At 50.3% G+C, this 15,943-nt stretch carries 13 protein-coding genes and 1 pseudogene; all 14 read right to left on the reverse strand.

What is annotated here, in order from left to right:
• Nucleotides 1-96 precede the first annotated feature (96 nt).
• The gene (gene ptsP, locus J3482_RS16705; RefSeq protein ID WP_206922769.1) at nucleotides 97-1,815 is read right to left on the reverse strand and encodes a phosphoenolpyruvate--protein phosphotransferase; all 1,719 of its coding nucleotides are present in this window, start codon (nucleotides 1,813-1,815) and stop codon (nucleotides 97-99) included.
• A gap of 2 nt (nucleotides 1,816-1,817) precedes the next feature.
• The gene (locus J3482_RS16710) at nucleotides 1,818-3,005 is read right to left on the reverse strand and encodes a mannitol-1-phosphate 5-dehydrogenase (RefSeq protein WP_021297086.1); all 1,188 of its coding nucleotides are present in this window, start codon (nucleotides 3,003-3,005) and stop codon (nucleotides 1,818-1,820) included.
• Nucleotides 3,002-3,433 carry a PTS mannitol transporter subunit IIA gene (locus tag J3482_RS16715; RefSeq protein ID WP_021297085.1) on the reverse strand — a complete coding sequence of 144 codons (432 nt, stop codon included), beginning with the start codon at nucleotides 3,431-3,433 and terminating at the stop codon, nucleotides 3,002-3,004. Before J3482_RS16715 ends, J3482_RS16710 begins: the two co-directional genes overlap by 4 nt.
• A 6-nt stretch (nucleotides 3,434-3,439) precedes the next feature.
• On the reverse strand, nucleotides 3,440-5,476 hold the full coding sequence (locus J3482_RS16720; RefSeq protein WP_021297084.1) for a BglG family transcription antiterminator: 2,037 nt from the start codon (nucleotides 5,474-5,476) through the stop codon (nucleotides 3,440-3,442).
• 14 nt (nucleotides 5,477-5,490) lie between these two features.
• Nucleotides 5,491-6,960, reverse strand: coding sequence for a PTS mannitol transporter subunit IIBC (locus J3482_RS16725; RefSeq protein ID WP_021297083.1), 1,470 nt, complete (start codon nucleotides 6,958-6,960; stop codon nucleotides 5,491-5,493).
• 193 nt (nucleotides 6,961-7,153) lie between these two features.
• On the reverse strand, nucleotides 7,154-7,903 hold the full coding sequence (locus J3482_RS16730; protein WP_021297082.1) for a Na-translocating system protein MpsC family protein: 750 nt from the start codon (nucleotides 7,901-7,903) through the stop codon (nucleotides 7,154-7,156).
• Nucleotides 7,904-8,017: 114 nt separating this feature from the next.
• Nucleotides 8,018-8,560, reverse strand: coding sequence for a hypothetical protein (locus tag J3482_RS16735; RefSeq protein WP_021297081.1), 543 nt, complete (start codon nucleotides 8,558-8,560; stop codon nucleotides 8,018-8,020).
• 181 nt (nucleotides 8,561-8,741) lie between these two features.
• On the reverse strand, nucleotides 8,742-9,836 hold the full coding sequence (locus tag J3482_RS16740; protein ID WP_021297080.1) for an ATP-binding protein: 1,095 nt from the start codon (nucleotides 9,834-9,836) through the stop codon (nucleotides 8,742-8,744).
• A gap of 300 nt (nucleotides 9,837-10,136) precedes the next feature.
• Entirely contained in the window at nucleotides 10,137-11,357 is a 1,221-nt protein-coding gene (locus J3482_RS16745; RefSeq protein WP_146824715.1) for an MFS transporter, read from the reverse strand.
• 166 nt (nucleotides 11,358-11,523) lie between these two features.
• The gene (locus J3482_RS16750) at nucleotides 11,524-12,102 is read right to left on the reverse strand and encodes a TetR/AcrR family transcriptional regulator (protein WP_206922770.1); all 579 of its coding nucleotides are present in this window, start codon (nucleotides 12,100-12,102) and stop codon (nucleotides 11,524-11,526) included.
• A 90-nt stretch (nucleotides 12,103-12,192) separates the two neighbouring features.
• A complete protein-coding gene (locus tag J3482_RS16755) occupies nucleotides 12,193-13,134 on the reverse strand; it encodes an alpha/beta hydrolase (protein ID WP_206922772.1) in 942 nt (313 codons plus the stop codon).
• A 279-nt stretch (nucleotides 13,135-13,413) separates the two neighbouring features.
• Nucleotides 13,414-14,367 (reverse strand): SDR family NAD(P)-dependent oxidoreductase, encoded by a 954-nt coding sequence (locus J3482_RS16760; protein WP_206922771.1) that lies wholly within the window; start codon nucleotides 14,365-14,367, stop codon nucleotides 13,414-13,416.
• A gap of 119 nt (nucleotides 14,368-14,486) precedes the next feature.
• Nucleotides 14,487-15,008 (reverse strand): TetR/AcrR family transcriptional regulator, encoded by a 522-nt coding sequence (locus J3482_RS16765; RefSeq protein WP_021297075.1) that lies wholly within the window; start codon nucleotides 15,006-15,008, stop codon nucleotides 14,487-14,489.
• 127 nt (nucleotides 15,009-15,135) lie between these two features.
• Nucleotides 15,136-15,389: pseudogene (locus J3482_RS16770) on the reverse strand (SulP family inorganic anion transporter); the annotation flags it as partial.
• Between the last annotated feature and the right edge of the window lie 554 nt (nucleotides 15,390-15,943).

Genomic DNA, 15,943 nt, shown 5'->3' on the forward strand with positions numbered 1-15,943 from the left:
ACCGACTCACAACGTTCGTAGAGACCGGTGACCGAACGCTAAAGGGGAATGGCTATCCATTCCCCTTGTCAAACAACCCGATTGATTTCTGCCTTCTCAATGAGACGACCATTTTGCAACAAGTTCCTCAACCGCTTGTTGACTATCTTGCTTGAGTGCTTCGTCCGCAAGCGCCTGTGCACGCTCGTACGACAGGTCTCGAATCAGCTGGCGAACACGCAAGATAGAACCCCCGCTCATACTAAATTCGTCGAGGCCAAGCCCCAACAGGATAGGCACTGCGGTCAGGTCGCCAGCCATTTCACCGCACATGCCAACCCACTTGCCATGCTGGTGTGCACCGTCGACAACCATTTTTACCAACCGCAAGATGGCCGGATGATACGGCTGATACAGGTGCGTAATCCGGTCGTTCATGCGGTCACAGGCCATCGTGTATTGAATCAAGTCATTGGTACCAATTGAAAAGAAATCGACTTCTTGCGCCAATACGTCAGCGATGACGGCGCTCGCCGGAATTTCGACCATAATGCCAATTTCCATCTGCTCGTCAAAAGGAATCGACGCGTCGCGAAGTTCCGATTGAACCGCCTTCAGAAGTTGCTTCGCCTGCCGGATTTCCATGACGTTCGAAATCATCGGGAACATTAATTTGATATGGCCATAGTGGGATGCCCGTAAAATCGCGCGCAACTGCGTTTTAAATAACTCAGGTGTATCTAAACAAACCCGAATGGCGCGATAGCCAAGAAACGGATTGCTCTCTTTCGGTAAATCGAGATACGGGATTTCCTTATCGCCACCGACATCTAGCGTGCGAATCACGACAGGCTTTCCGGCCATCCGCTCTGCCACTTCGCGATACGCTTGGAACTGTTCCTCTTCCGTCGGAGCGGCGTTTCGGTTCATGTACAAAAACTCTGACCGAAACAGCCCAATCCCCTCTCCGCCATTTTCCTGTACGTTGTCCACATCTGCTGGCCCGCCAATATTGCCGGCCAACTCCACTTGATGTCCGTCTGTCGTAACCGTCGGTTCAAATCTTAACGCCTGCAGCTGTTGTCGCTGATTCGCGTCCTCTTCCATCCGACGTCGATACATCGCCAGCTCGTCAGGTGTCGGGTCAACAATGACCTCACCGTCCAAGCCATTGACAATAACCGTCATCCCAGGTTCAACAGCTTGGCTGATCTCCCCAAGTCCAACCACAGCAGGAATGCCAAGAGACCTTGCCATAATGGCCGAATGCGACGTCCTGCCCCCGACGTCCGTGACGAATGCGTGTACTAAGTTTTTGTCGAGCACGACGGTGTCAGAAGGCGTTAAATCCTCTGCCACAAGGATGACAGGCTCTTCAAGGGCCGCCAAAGATGCGCGACTCGTTCCTTGCAGATGACCCAGCACACGCTGGCTGACATCTTTAATGTCCGATGAACGCTGCCGCATATATTCATCGTCCATCTGTTCAAAGATCGCGACAAGTTGGCTTGTCACGCTGGTCAGCGCATACTCCACATTCACGTGCTCTGTTTGAATCGTACTTTGGATGGCGCCAACAAACTCTGGATCATCCAGAATCTGAAGGTGCGCAACAAAGATCTGTGCATGTGAGGCGCCCAGTTTTTGATTCGCGGTCTCGTACAATTGCTGTAGTTCAGCTTTCGTCCGCGCAATAGCGTCTTCTAACTTGGATAACTCTTGTTCAACCGTCACATCTTCGCGCTTTTCGACATTCTTCACTGCAGCGTTCACCACGAAGACAGGAGCAATCGCAATTCCATCAGATGCTGCAACACCATGATATCGACGACCCACAATCACACCTCATTTCCATGCGTGGCGTCCGAGTGCGAGGCGCGGAGCAGTGCATGATATTGTTCTGCAATCGCATCGACAATCGAAGATTCCGAAAGACCGGTAATACGCTTCACCGTATTCTCAATCCCAAATTGCTGAATTTCCGCTTGAATCTTTGACGCCGCTTCATCACTTGGATTGTTGTAATGAAACCCAAACGCAATCGCGCGAATCAATGCAGGTGTCTTCACTTTGGCCGCAAGAGCCAGCCGCAGAGGCCCCACAAGTCTATCGTCAGCAGAGAGTTTGCGCAGCGGATCCCGCCCCACCCGCGCTACATCATCTTGGATGTGCGGGTTTAGGAACCTTGCGCGAACCGCCTGCGCATACGTCCGCAACATGTCAAGCGACAAGCTTGGATAGCGATGTTTAAGACCCTCAGCTGCTTCCATCTGCACGTCTGCAACCAACGATGCAATTTCCGCATCTTGCATCGCCTCAAGGACCGTGCGATAGTGCTTAAAGAATCCAGCATAGGCGGCAGTTGCGTGCGCGCCATTGAGCATAAATAATTTTCGTTCCAAGAACGGATTCAGATCCTGCACGAAAGTCGCCCCAGGAATATCAAGGGTTCCCTTCAACGCAGGTTCTTCAATATCCCACTCAAAAAACCTTTCAACTACGCAGTCGAGCGGCTGGGTGGCGTACCCTTCCCGATTGGGTGCAATGCGATCTACGGCCACATCCACGAAACCCACATGCGTATCAATCCATTCGCGCAACGAATCGTCGACGCGCGCCAATACCCTCTCTTTTAATTGAGAAGTCGCGCGAATCGCGTTTTCACATGCGAGAATATTGATTGGCGCTTCTTGCTTCTGTTCTTTTCGCAAGCGAAGCCCATCTGCAATCACGGCAGAAACCCCACCCAAATTTCCTAACCCTACAGCAGTGGTGATGACATCCGCATCAATGACTTCTTGTCGACAAGCATCTGAGTCCAGCAAACAAGCGCGAACGCCGGTTACTCGCTCCTCTTGCACATCGTCATCCAGCGTAATTACACGATAGGCCTTCTCAGCGAGCAACTGCTCAACCAATGTAGGCACCACGTCGGCAAAAACGACTTCATAGCCCGCCTGATGAAGTAGCAATCCGATAAATCCACGACCGATATTCCCGGCACCAAAGTGAAGGGCCTTTTTCATAAGGTTTCACCTATCACATCAATGACCTCTTGCGCGGACTGTGCCTTTACCAACTTCTCAACGTTCTCCTCTTCCATACAGACCGTTGCAATCTGTGAGAGTACCTCCATGTGCTCTTCACCGCGGCCAGCAATACCAATTACCAATTTTGCAATGTTGCCGTTGCCAAAATCCACGCCGTCCGGATATTGCGCGACGACAATACCTGAGTGCAAAATGTGCTGCACATATTCTGGCATACTGTGCGGAATCGCAACTTGGTTACCAATGTATGTGGTCATCGACTCTTCGCGTTTCAACATACCCTCGATATAAGGCGCCTCCACATAACCATTGTCAACGAGCGCCTGTCCAACCCGACGAATCGCGTCTGTCTTATTTTCTGTTTTGACTTGCAAAAGGACATTTGATGGTTGAAGGATGTTCATATTGATTCACTCCTCTGTTTGATACATCACTTGACGAATCCGCTGTTGCACGACAGAAATCGGCGCGTTACGCAGTATGTCCACCAAATCGTCGTCCATGACGAGTGCGGAACTCAACATGCCAAACAATCGAATGTTCGTGACTGACTCGTTGGAAAGAGCTAATAACACGAGAACCGTATCAACCGGTTCTTCTCTCTTTGCAACACCTAGAACCGTAAACGGTTCCGCTAACCGATAAATGGCCACCTGATACTGAGACAAAGCGTGCGTTCGAGCGTGCAAGACAGAGAGTCGTTTTCCCGGCAAAACAATACTGCCTAACTGTTCTCTCTGCAAAATCGCATCCATCAGAGCCGTTTTGTCGTTCGTGTCCCCGGTTGACCAAATATCGTCCACAATCTTTTCAATGACCTCACGAATACTTTTCGCAGAAACGCGACGAATCTGTACCCGCTCACTCATTTGTGACGCCGCCTCATACCAAGGCGCTTTCGACTCAGCCAAGGCAGGTTCCAACACACCGCTTTTCATCGGTGAACTGTCCGCCTCAAGTTCCTCCAATACCGACTCTATCTGCGCCACTTCCTCGTCGGTCAGGAACGGGGAAACCGTGACCACAGGCACGCCCTGCTGGTGTATGGGGACCGTGGAGACGACTAAGTCGCACTGGACATCGGCCGAATCATGAAGGGAACCAAGACCGACGATTTTGACCTGTGGAAACTCTTTCCGGAACCGGCTCGCCAACAGTTCTGCGGAGCTGATTCCGTTTGGACAGACAATCCGCACCCGAAATACGCGTTGTGCCCTGAGCCGCTCGTACGATGCGCCAAGATGCATCGTTAAATACCCGACCTCAGCATCTGGGACTTCTAGACCATAGGGCCCCAAAACCGAATGACTTGCCGCCCGCATGGCGTGGAACAAAGTTTCGTATCGACGCTTAATTTCCTCCAGCAGCGGATTGCGGATGTGTAACCCTGTCATCATGCGATGAATGGCTGGTTCCAGGTGCTGTGCCATCCCGACAACCAGACCCCTATCCCCAGCCAATGGCATATCCAACGCCTTGGCCAAATACCGCACCATGCGGTATGCCAAATCCATGGATGTCAGATTCAAGGGCAACATGCGGTTCTCCTCGGTCATAAGAACCTTGGCACCCCGAAGATGCTTCGCTAGATATTGGGCTTCTCCTGATACATCTCCGTTGCCTTGGACGAAGCGCCGAATAATCCGCAGACAGGTCTGGACGTCTTGCGATGCATCGACGGTAGCATTCTCTGGCGGCGGTAGTGAAGCCCCACTGTTTATCCGTGAAATCGTCAACAACACATGCAGCATAAATCCGTAAAAAGCCGCCTCGTCGAGCGGCGGGTTGGATGCTGCGAGTTCCTCCCTGAGGACATCCCGCACTTGTGCGATTTGCTGCACGTCAAACCATTTCGAGAACCACAAAACAAACGGATGATCTGTGGCCCCATGCGTGTTTTGGCGAAATAAAGTCATTAAATCTGAGAGCGAAACTTGCTCATAGACGAGCTCGGCAATTGCCTCCCGTCGCGCTTCCTCATTCCCCTGCACCTCGACACCATATCCCCGTCGACGGATTAGCGAAAGGCCGTGCGCGTTCAGCCAATCCGCAATGTCGTCCAGACTTTGACTTAAACTCGCGGATGTCACATGAAGTTGCTTCCCAAAATAGCCAAGTTTCGATGGCCCCTGCTCCATCAGCAAATCCAGTGCCACACGCGCTTCCCGAACCTTCGGCGCAAGCGGCAACTTCGGCGGTATTTTCCCAATTTGTTCTACCATCCGACGAATGTCAGAAGGGTCACCCTCCACAGAAATCCCCTTTGAATCCATACGAACGACTAAGTGGAACAGAGCCACATACGATTGAATGGCACTCATGTCACGTTGAATGGTACGCCGACTGACTTCCAGTCGGCGTACCAAATCATGCGTATCCACGCCATCGTTCGCTTCCAAGATGACGGAGAGGATATACTTTTGTCTCTCTGTAAGTTTTTTAGCCATGGATATCCCAGCTTTTACTTGAGCTCATTCAAGTCATTGACCAGTTGGTCATACGTGCTCTTGTCGAGGAAGTTTTCCACAATATAAATCTTTGCTTGCGGTGCCACCTGCTGGGCGCGGGCGGACAAACTTCCCTGGGTAAATACAACCTGTGCATCCGAAGGCAACTGGTTCACAGGCAAGTGGTCCACCGGTATATCGTAGCCCGCTTCCCGCAAACGCTTCTTCAATATGGATGCACCCATTGCACTAGATCCCATACCTGCCTCGCATGCGAACACGACACGGTCAGGCACTTTCGTCAGTTCCTTCGTCTCCTGTACGGCCGTTGGCGCACTAGCTTGCGCGGCACCTGCCACTGCCTGGCCTTTGCTCTGCGCCTTCATATCCTGCACAAGGCTCTTTGCCATAGACAGCGCATCGTCGCTCATTTCGTCCTTCGAACGGCTTAAGAAGAACGAGGCAATCAGGCATGATACCAACGCACCGACAAAAATGCCTGCCAGAATCGGAAGGTATCCACCGCGCGGCGCCATCGCCATTTCCGCGATAATACTACCCGGCGAAGCCGTCGCCACAAGACCGGCATGTAACACCATAAACGTCGCGTCAGCAGCCATTCCACCAAAGATGACAGCCAAAATCAAAATGGGCTTCATCAAGATGTACGGGAAATAGATTTCGTGAATGCCACCAAAAAATTGAATGATAACCGCACCCGGCGCAGACTGCTTCACTGTTCCCTTCCCGAAGAACCAGTACGCAAGTAAAACTCCGAGGCCCGGGCCTGGGTCCGTTTCCAAGAGGAAGAAGATGGACTTCCCGGTCTGTTTTGCTTGCTGGAGTCCAATCGGATCCAAAATACCATGGTTAATCGCGTTATTTAGGAACAGGACCTTACCAGGTTCAATAAAGATTGCAATTAACGGCAGCAAATGAATGGACGTAATCCACAATGCTGCTGCACCTAGCGCAGTAGATACAGCATCCATGACTGGTTGTACGACAAGAAAAGCCAAAACGGCTAGACCGCCGCCGAGTATACCAGCTGAGAAGGTGTTCACTAACATTTCAAAGCCGGCCTTAATCTTGTCCTCGATAAGTTTGTCGAATTGCTTAATCAGATAGCCACCAAGTGGCCCTAAAATCATGGCACCAATAAACATCGGTTGCGAAGAACCCACCGCGACCCCAGCCGTGGCAATCGCACCGACTACAGCTCCCCGATTCCCGGCCACCAATCGGCCTCCCGTGAAACCAATGAGAATAGGAATCAAAAAGCTTACGAATGGCGTTACGAGTTGATTAATATGCGCGTTCGGCGTCCAACCTGTAGGAATAAAAAAGGCCGTAATCAATCCCCATGCAATAAACGCTGGAATGTTAGGCATCACCATACCAGCGAGAAAACCGCCAAAACGCTGCATAGCAGCACGCGTTTTACCGCTGCGGACAACTGACTGTGGTATTGCTTGACTCGCCATGCGTGAACCCCCCTTTACCTGAAATCGCTTTCTGACGCTACTTTAAAATGATTAACAAAGTTATTCAACACAAAGAAATTCAAGGCTGGCGCCGCTTTTCGCGACAACACTTAATAGCTTTTGTGAAGCAATTTGTCACGCGGCATCAGCCCATACAAACACTGCATTCTGTCGACATCTCTTACGAAATGTCTTAATCGCCGAGAAGACGCTCCCCCTTCCCTGGCGATGGCTTCTGATTTAACATCATGACGATGACACTTTTATCCCGTTCGAAATCCCAATCCACAAACGAGTCCATCACGCGTTGACTTAAGTATTCTTGGAAATACTCGCTGTTATGCAAGTATGTCTTTTCCAACCTTGCCTTCACGCGCCGTAACAACGGCGCTTGTCCAAGTCGCAAAAATTCCTTCTCGATGCGCACAAGTAAACCGTTGCGGACAATCAACAGCGTCCTCGGATTCAACATACAGGAGTAGATTTCTTCCGGCGGCTTTTGAATTTCTTGACTGATTCTGACAATCTCCCGCTCCACCTGCTCTTTACCTTCGTAAATCTCCCGAAATGACTCGGAATTTGGAAATGGGTCTTCACTGATACCCACCAACATACCGGATTGATTTTGGAACCCCCAGTCACAATAAAACTCTCGGAGCTTCACCCCTGTGACCATCTCAACATACGTACGAATTTCGGGAAACAGTGAGCGCACCAAATTGAGCCGGAGCTCGTACACCGTTTCCTCCTGATCATTCTCCATCAGCACTTTCTCCATGGGCGACATAAAATTGCGCAAATACACGGTAAAAAACGTAAATCCCGTGGCCACCTGAACCGTTTCCGGTCCTTTCCCAAACGTGTCACGAAGCAATTTCCCGATATAGTTGGCAATTTGCTGATTTGGATGCTGCCCAGATCTGGCCCCGAATGGTGAATTCATGCGCGTACCCCTCGTAACATGTCCTTCTGGACATAGTGTTTACCAAACGCGATGGTCATATGTATATTTATTCCATGTGACGATTCGTGGTTTGTCAGCCTACCGCAATTCCCCTCACAATCTATCCGCCCCACCTCGACTATCATCCAAAGGCGAACAAGCTTCATGCACACTCAAACTAATGCGCAACTCGTCATAGAGATCGCAGTAATACGCAAACATACGCCGAATCCGACTCATTTCCATCGTCATGACCAAAAGGTCCTCCGCGAATTGCGCTCGAAAATGATCTGCAACATCCAGCGTTACCCTATCCATGTCAAGAACCCACTCAGATATCTGCCGCAGAACACTCGCCCGCTGTTCCAGCGCCGTCCCTGCTTCCACTGGTGAATCCCAAAAATCAAACCACGCTTCCGCGATTTTGGGTACCACACTATCCAACTTCGCACACGTCTCGATGATTTTCCCTAACCGACTGTCCGACACAACCACCGAATGCATACGCTTTGCGCCATCACCAATGACCGCAAGCGCCGTCCGGACGTGTTGCACAATCGGGATGGATAAGTCCTGTAATAATTGGTACAAATTATAAGACTCAAGTTTGTCCCAATCCGCCGTGGACCCATTCGATGACATGTGATACGAACACATTCGAGCTGTGCAACCTCCTAAAAAATAAAAAGCCTGAGCCGTCGGTCAGTTGCTTCCGATTACTCAGGCTTATGTTTGACTCATGACATCATCATGTCCAAACATTGCTACCCAAAGTTCCCCTTTTGGGAAACGAACATTTTCAATTGTCCTCGTTTCATATCACATCTAGCGCGATGCCTTACGCGGATGACCCGTATATAGGCAACGAGATTTGCACCAGCGCACCACGTTGCATATCGGTGTGAATCGTCAATGTGCCGCGATGCTGTTGAACGATATTGTGACTAATCATTAAACCGAGCCCTGTACCATGTTCCTTGGTGCTGAAAAACTTTCTTCCCGTCAACGTTCTGTACTCCTCAGGAATTCCTGGACCTTCGTCCTCTATGCTGACGACAACCCAATCATCCACACACTCCATGGTGACCCGTACAACACCGCCATTGGGCGACGCCTCGACCGCGTTCTTAATCACATTGATGAATGCCTGCTTTAATTTATTAGACTGACACATAATTGGAACCCTAGGCATTTCATTTCTGTGCGAAAATACGACAGAGCAGTTGTTCAAAATCGCCTGTGAGTTGAGGAGAAACACTACCGAATCGAGAATGCCCACGAGGTCCGCCTCTTCGAACTGTTGACTGCGCGGTCGCGCCAACTGCAACAATTCTTCGACCAGGTCATTCATCCGGTCTAATTCTTCGAGCATAACCCCCGTATGAGTCTGCACAGACGAGACGTCCCTCGCATCGCGTATCAACTGTGTAAATCCGCGAATGCTCGCCAGAGGATTTCTTATCTCGTGGGCAATTCCAGCCGCAAGCTCCCCAACCATCTGCAGTCCCTCTAGTTGAACAACGGTCTCTCGATGCTCAAGGAGTTCCGAGACATCGTGAAGAATAAGAAAAACGAGATCTTCATCACCTGCATCAATCACAGAAAACTCGACATCCACATGTGTCGATGCGGGCCCCACCACCCGCTTAAAATACAGATGCGAAGCATCAATATCTTCTTGTACATCAAATAAATCTTGAAGGATGTCTGCAAGGGTCGTTGAACGTGCCGGGAAAAAACCCAATCTGCGAAAGATGTCTGTCGCTTCCTCATTACAAAACAGACACGCATCAGAATTAAAAATGACAACCCCCGCAGGTAGGCGATTCAATAGCGCCCGTAGCGTATGCCGACCGATACCTGGGGTGGCCACACCGAGGTTACGTCGGTCACGCAGCGGCATCCGTACAAGCTCGTTTCGGGCATAATTCATTTCTACAAGACCTCTATTCAGCGATTTGACGTGGTCTCCAAAATTCCACGTAGACTTCGCCCAGGCCATGTTTGACTTATATCGTTCAACATATTCTCACATCTGCCTTTGCGTACGAAGCAGCGGTTCGGCTGGTGATAATTCACACGGACAGGTAGAACATAGATGTAACAAGGGAAGAACCGACGACTCCAAACATGGTTCGTCGATCCAGCAATAGAGTATCACACCGACACACTGGTGAAAAGCGACCGAAGCGCGCAAACACGCCAGAGATAAGATCTGCGACGGTTCCTTTTGTTACGCTTCCGAGAGGGAGCGGATGCGCCGGATGGAAGGGAAGAGGTACATCCATATCCCCGCAACGACCAACGTTCCAAGCCCACCAATCAGTGCCGCAGGAACGGCCCCAATAAACCCTGCGACCATCCCCGATTCAAACTCGCCAAGTTGATTCGATGTCCCAATGAACAGAGAATTGACTGCATTTACACGGCCCCGCATCTCATCCGGAGTTTGCAACTGAACGAGGGAAGAACGAATGACGACACTGACCACATCGGAAGCACCGACGAGAAACAACGCAATCAATGAAACGACGAGGTGCGTCGACACCGCGAACAACATCGTGGCCAAGCCAAAGACAGCCAGCGCGCCAAACAACGTCATTCCAACCGCTTTCTTTAATGGATAGTAGGCAAAGACGATGGACATCAAAAGTGCACCCACCGCCGGTGCTGAACGCATCAAGCCCAATCCCCATGCGCCTGTATGTAATATGTCCTGCGCAAATATCGGTAAAAGCGCGGTCGCGCCCCCTAACAATACAGCAAACAAATCTAGTGAAATCGTCCCTAAAATCACCTTATGTCGATAGACAAAGACCAACCCTTCAAACAAGGACTGCATTGACACGCGTTTGTGCACACGGATGGTCTTCTCCACGCGAATGAAACCGTTCAGAATACTCGCGACGACAAGCGCCACCGTGACCGTACTGTAAACATAATTCGGTCCCAACGAATACAATACGCCCCCAAGTGAAGGCCCCAAAATCTGCGCCGCTTGTCCGCCAGAAGTCGTCCATGCAACGGCCTGTTGAACCAAATCCTGCCGCACAATTTGCGGCAACAAAGCGGAAGACGCAGGACCTTCGAATGCACGGCACGCGCCCAATCCCGCGGCAAACAACAAGATTTGAAATCTCTCCAATGCCCCGACAAATGTCTCCGCGAACAGACACGCCGCAATCATGGCCTCAACGATGAGACACAAGAGCGTGATTACCCGACGGTCAAATCGATCCGCCACGTGACCGACCACCAACGTCAGCACAACCATCGGGAGAAACTGGGCGAGCCCGACAAATCCGAGACTAAATGCACTGTGCGTCAGCGCATACATCTGCCACCCAATCGCCACGGAGAGCATCTGAAAACAGGTATTAGATAAGATTCTAGAAACCCAATAATTCGTATAAGACGGTTGATTGAGCACCGAATCCGATGACCGTTTAAACATCTATGCACGCCCTTTAAACAACACACGGTAACCGTTAGCTTTTATATGCCACAGTATTATAGACTAGCCTGTAAGAAAGTTCAGCATAAAAGCAGTACATTCTCAAAATCGCACACACCAAAACAGGCCCCGCACAAAGGCGAAGCCTGCACACGTTATTATCTATTTACGCTTGATGACGCATGATTTTATGAAGCAGGGCCTCTGTAACCATGGTGAATTGCTGCTTGTCGCGATACGCCCGCGCTGCGAGCATACCGCCGTGCACAACCGCCAAGATAGATGCGGCTTCCGCCTCAAGTGACAAATGACTTGGGAAAAGCATGCCCTGTTCCTGCGCCTCTTGCAAGACAGACTGTATCCACTTCCGCATCTCTTCGAAGTGCGCTTGGATTTCACATTGTGCTTCCTCTGGGAGGATGGAATTCTCTGATGCCAACATCGCACACAGGCAGATATGCGTTGGCTCATTCGCTAATCTATCCGCCCAATACGCAAAGTAATTCTCGAGTTTCCCCCGCGGATTAGCAGCTGTATCCTCGAACTTGCGGAGACTGTCGCTGGCTGACCGGCGATAGTCTTGCAACACGGATTGGACCAAATTATCTTTACTCGGAAAGTGGTAATGGATGCTCGCCTTTTGAATGCCAATCACGGTAGCGATATCGGCGTAACTAAACCCACTATACCCTTTCTCCAGCATCAGTTGATGAGCGACCTGTTTAATCTCTTGCGCACGATTCATTTTCAAGACCCCGTGTCGAACTGTACTCTCCGCGATAAAACTTGTCAATTTACTATCAACGTACATCAACCAAATGGTGATATCAGCCCATTACGCCTTTATCCAGGTGTTTGCCAACGCAATGGCGCCTCGGGCTGCCTGTGTATCCGCAAGCGCATTCAGCATGACAAAATCGTGGATAATTCCCTGAAAGCGCACAGCGGTAACCGGTACCCCCGCTTCCCGCAGTTGATTAGCGTATGCTTCGCCTTCGTCGCGAAGAACGTCTGCCTCTGCCGTTATCACCAATGCAGGCGGCAACCCTTGTAACTGTTCTGTCGTCGCACGCAACGGAGAAGCCGTAATCTGTGCCCGCTCTTCCGGATTGGTGGTGTACTGATCCCAAAACCACTGCATTGCATCCCGGCGAAGGAAGTAGCCCGTGGCAAACTGATGATAAGACTCCGTATCAAATGCGGCATCCGTCACTGGGTAGAACAGCAACTGCTTATCCAGTTGAGGCCCTTTTCGCGCTTTCACCATCAACGTGATAGCTGCTGCCATATTGCCTCCCACGCTGTCACCAGCGACCGTAATGCGATTCACATCAAAGCCATACGTCGCTCCGTTGTTCGCAATCCACTCAAGCACTGCGTAAATTTCTTCAATTGCAGTCGAATACCGACTCTCGGGAGACAAGCTGTAATTCGGAAACACAACCGCAGCCTCTGCACCAACAGCTAGCTCACGAATCAGCCTATCGTGCGTATGCGCATCCCCAAACACCCAGCCCGCACCATGAATATATAGAATGACCGGCAACGCGTCCGTCGTGTTTTTCGGCTTCAATATCTTTACCGACACTTGTCCGGTCGGTCCGCCCTCAACCACAAGTTCCTCCACATTCACAGGCGGCTTGTAGACTTCTCCAGCCTGAACCGCGTCAACCGTCTTTCTACCCTCCACTGGACCTAAATCAAACAAATATGGAGGATTTGCAGTATCCTGTACAAATTTCTGAGCCGCCGCCTCTAACGTCACCTGTTTTGTCATGTTCATGCTCCTTCTTCTCCTGTTTTAACCTACTAGTAGGTAGATATAAGTGATAAATATACGCCCTACAACACTTGTCTACCTACCAGCGGCTAAGCGCTTCGTCTTTCTGATCGCAGTATACCTACTAGTAGGTAGATAGTCAACACCTTATTTTCTTTTGACACCGTGTGTGTAAAAGCAGAGGACGCGCAGCCAGCCGGCAAGGCATGCTTCCCGAATAAGCTTCCGTATGTCGTAATTCGAGCCCATTCCAGAACGGTTTTCTTCGGCTGACACTCACTTACCTTTCAGCTGAAGTACGGTCGCAGCAATGCCCTCCTCAAAACGAGTAGCCGGAACTGGGCCGATACACCGCTCATACTTTTCCCCACTCAAACGAAGCGGCTCCGATGTTAGGTACAACATCTCCACCACTTCCTTCATGGCTGGAACAAACAGCCCCAAAATGGATAAATCGATTTTCCCCAATGGAATGACAGGTTTCGTCGATCCCGCCACGGAACGCGCAATCCGCACGATTTCCCTCCCCGGGATGACACCAGCCCCAGGAATGTTCCACTCCTGACCGTAGGCCTGGCCATTCCGCGCAATTTCTACGACCATCTTGGCTGCGTCCGGCAAATACACATACTCCCGTGGCACACGCATATTCCCGATGAAAAAGCCCAACTTCCCCTTGGCTATCGCGTTGAGTGTGCCGCCCAAATACGAAGCTTGGTTCGCCGTAGGGCCGTAATAATCCGGCAGGCGAACAATGAGTGGTCGTGCGTTTTTCCAACGGTTACTGAATATCATCTGACCAAACTGTAACCGAATCCGACCTTTTCGCGTGTGAGGTTCTTTCGGATGATCTTCAGTCACAAACTCCGCTTGCCTTCTTCCATAAGGATAAATACCGTCAACCACTACCACGTTCAAACCGATCTGGTCAGCCGCCCGCATGACTGCTTCCCCCAGCGGCAGCAAACGCGTTGCCATTTCATGATAAGGCACGTTCGCACAATGAAACATAACGTCCGCTTCGCTTGAAGCCTGGATGATGTCGTCTGCCTGAAATGCGTCCCCAATCGCGATGGTCAGGTGCTTGGGATTCCCCAATTGTGTCGCTATCTGCTCTAACTTGGCGCGGGAACGACCAAAAGCTGTCACTTGCATGCCCCGCTGGACCAACTCCTCCACGATAGCAGCACCTGTGCCGCCCGTTGCTCCAATCACAATCGCCCTCTTCAAGGATATCGACCTCCATGTTTAGTGATTCATCAATAACGAAGCCACAACTCAACTATACAATTTTGTGAGTGATTCATCAATCACAAAATTTGAACAAAACATTCTTCAACTGCTATTGGTTACTCCCCCATGAGCTCAGGCATGTCCAACGCCATCGAAATGTTGCACAACATCCCCTTGGCAATAAAAAGCTTCGTCTTCTCCACTGGATTCGCTACGCCGCCATTCTCGAATGCCTCCAATACGATCCGGCGAATATCCCTAACTCCCGACTGCATCGCCACCCGAATCGACTCCTCTGGTATTGTCTGAGCCTGCATTTGCAGCAGTATCTCCGAGCGGTTCGCGTGCATGATATCTTCATACGCCTCAATCAATACCTGCTCCAACTGACTGGACGGCGTAGTGGCGATTACCTGGCGGAAAGCATCTGCGATTCTTTGCCAAGAAACCTCGAGTGCTGCGAGCAGCAGTTCTTCCTTCGTTGCGAAAAAGCGAAAAATATACGGTTGAGATATCCCTGCCCGCTTCGCCACTTGCATCGTAGTCGCTCGATAATATCCCGTTTCGGCAAAGACCTCTATCGCCGCAGAGATAATCTCCATTCGGCGATTTGCTGAAGCAGTTTCACGCTTCGCCATCATTGTGATCCCCTTATCCTTAAGATAGTGATGAATCAATCCTATGTTCAATGTATCAGGAATCTATGCAGAAGGTAAACAGAAACCCAAAAGGGCTTCTGTTGACATTACGCCGATGCCATTACGCATGGTTCTTCACCAACAACACCATCAACAAGGCAGTCGACCCGTTGCACCAGATATCATCCCCACACGCCCGCCAAAGATAGACACGACGATACTGATGATAAACGCCGCGTCTAACCCGACCATCGGATTGACGCCTGCAATCATAGAAAACGCAATTGCCTCAGGAATCAACGCAAATGCAACGGCTATGCCAGCCAACAAGTCCTTCCTGACATTCGACAGCCATTCTGGTATTAAGTTTTGGAAAATCAGAAAAACCTCCTCGACATCCGTGTCATTCCACGAAGCTAAAGTCTCATGAACCCCATGGACTTGTAATCAGTTGAATTCATGATTCGTTATTCGCTTCACAGACAACGAAAACCCCAAGATGATTCGCAACCCGTACCATGTGGTCATGCTCAATCAAAAGACCTTCAGCCATTCTCCGAAGGCAACACCCAAGAATATCCTGTAAGCTGAAATCGTTCCTCACAATACCGAAATTCATCAAAACAATCAAACCAAGTTGTATTTTAGTTAATCCACAGTCTCATCATTGTATTCCTCCTAGTAGATTAGTTCTCAGCAAACTCATTCTACCAAAGAGGGACGAGGTGGCACTTTCACGTTATGTCACCCAGCGCGTCCACTGAATTTACACCTTATACGGACTCAACTCATGAGGGTAGTGTCCCGTCAAGAGGTGTAAATTGAGTGCAACCACCCAGTGTCTGCTATTTATGCAAAACTGACGTTGGCGCCAGCAATTGTTGTTCGTCGTTGCCGGTTAGTTTAGCCATAGACTCTCGGCTGAAATACCGCCT

Origin of the sequence: Alicyclobacillus suci (genome assembly GCF_017329615.1) — a bacterium.
Taxonomy (GTDB): domain Bacteria; phylum Bacillota; class Bacilli; order Alicyclobacillales; family Alicyclobacillaceae; genus Alicyclobacillus; species Alicyclobacillus suci.

Excerpts from the sequence above, each read along its gene's own strand:
- J3482_RS16725 (WP_021297083.1), bottom strand. The coding sequence starts at position 6,960 with ATGGCGAGTCAAGCAATACCACAGTCAGTTGTCCGCAGCGGTAAAACG.
- J3482_RS16720 (WP_021297084.1), bottom strand. The coding sequence starts at position 5,476 with ATGGCTAAAAAACTTACAGAGAGACAAAAGTATATCCTCTCCGTCATC.
- J3482_RS16730 (WP_021297082.1), bottom strand. The coding sequence starts at position 7,903 with ATGAATTCACCATTCGGGGCCAGATCTGGGCAGCATCCAAATCAGCAA.
- J3482_RS16745 (WP_146824715.1), bottom strand. The coding sequence starts at position 11,357 with ATGTTTAAACGGTCATCGGATTCGGTGCTCAATCAACCGTCTTATACG.
- J3482_RS16735 (WP_021297081.1), bottom strand. The coding sequence starts at position 8,560 with ATGTGTTCGTATCACATGTCATCGAATGGGTCCACGGCGGATTGGGAC.
- J3482_RS16750 (WP_206922770.1), bottom strand. The coding sequence starts at position 12,102 with ATGAATCGTGCGCAAGAGATTAAACAGGTCGCTCATCAACTGATGCTG.
- J3482_RS16715 (WP_021297085.1), bottom strand. The coding sequence starts at position 3,433 with ATGAACATCCTTCAACCATCAAATGTCCTTTTGCAAGTCAAAACAGAA.
- J3482_RS16710 (WP_021297086.1), bottom strand. The coding sequence starts at position 3,005 with ATGAAAAAGGCCCTTCACTTTGGTGCCGGGAATATCGGTCGTGGATTT.
- J3482_RS16755 (WP_206922772.1), bottom strand. The coding sequence starts at position 13,134 with ATGACAAAACAGGTGACGTTAGAGGCGGCGGCTCAGAAATTTGTACAG.
- J3482_RS16740 (WP_021297080.1), bottom strand. The coding sequence starts at position 9,836 with ATGAATTATGCCCGAAACGAGCTTGTACGGATGCCGCTGCGTGACCGA.
- J3482_RS16765 (WP_021297075.1), bottom strand. The coding sequence starts at position 15,008 with ATGGCGAAGCGTGAAACTGCTTCAGCAAATCGCCGAATGGAGATTATC.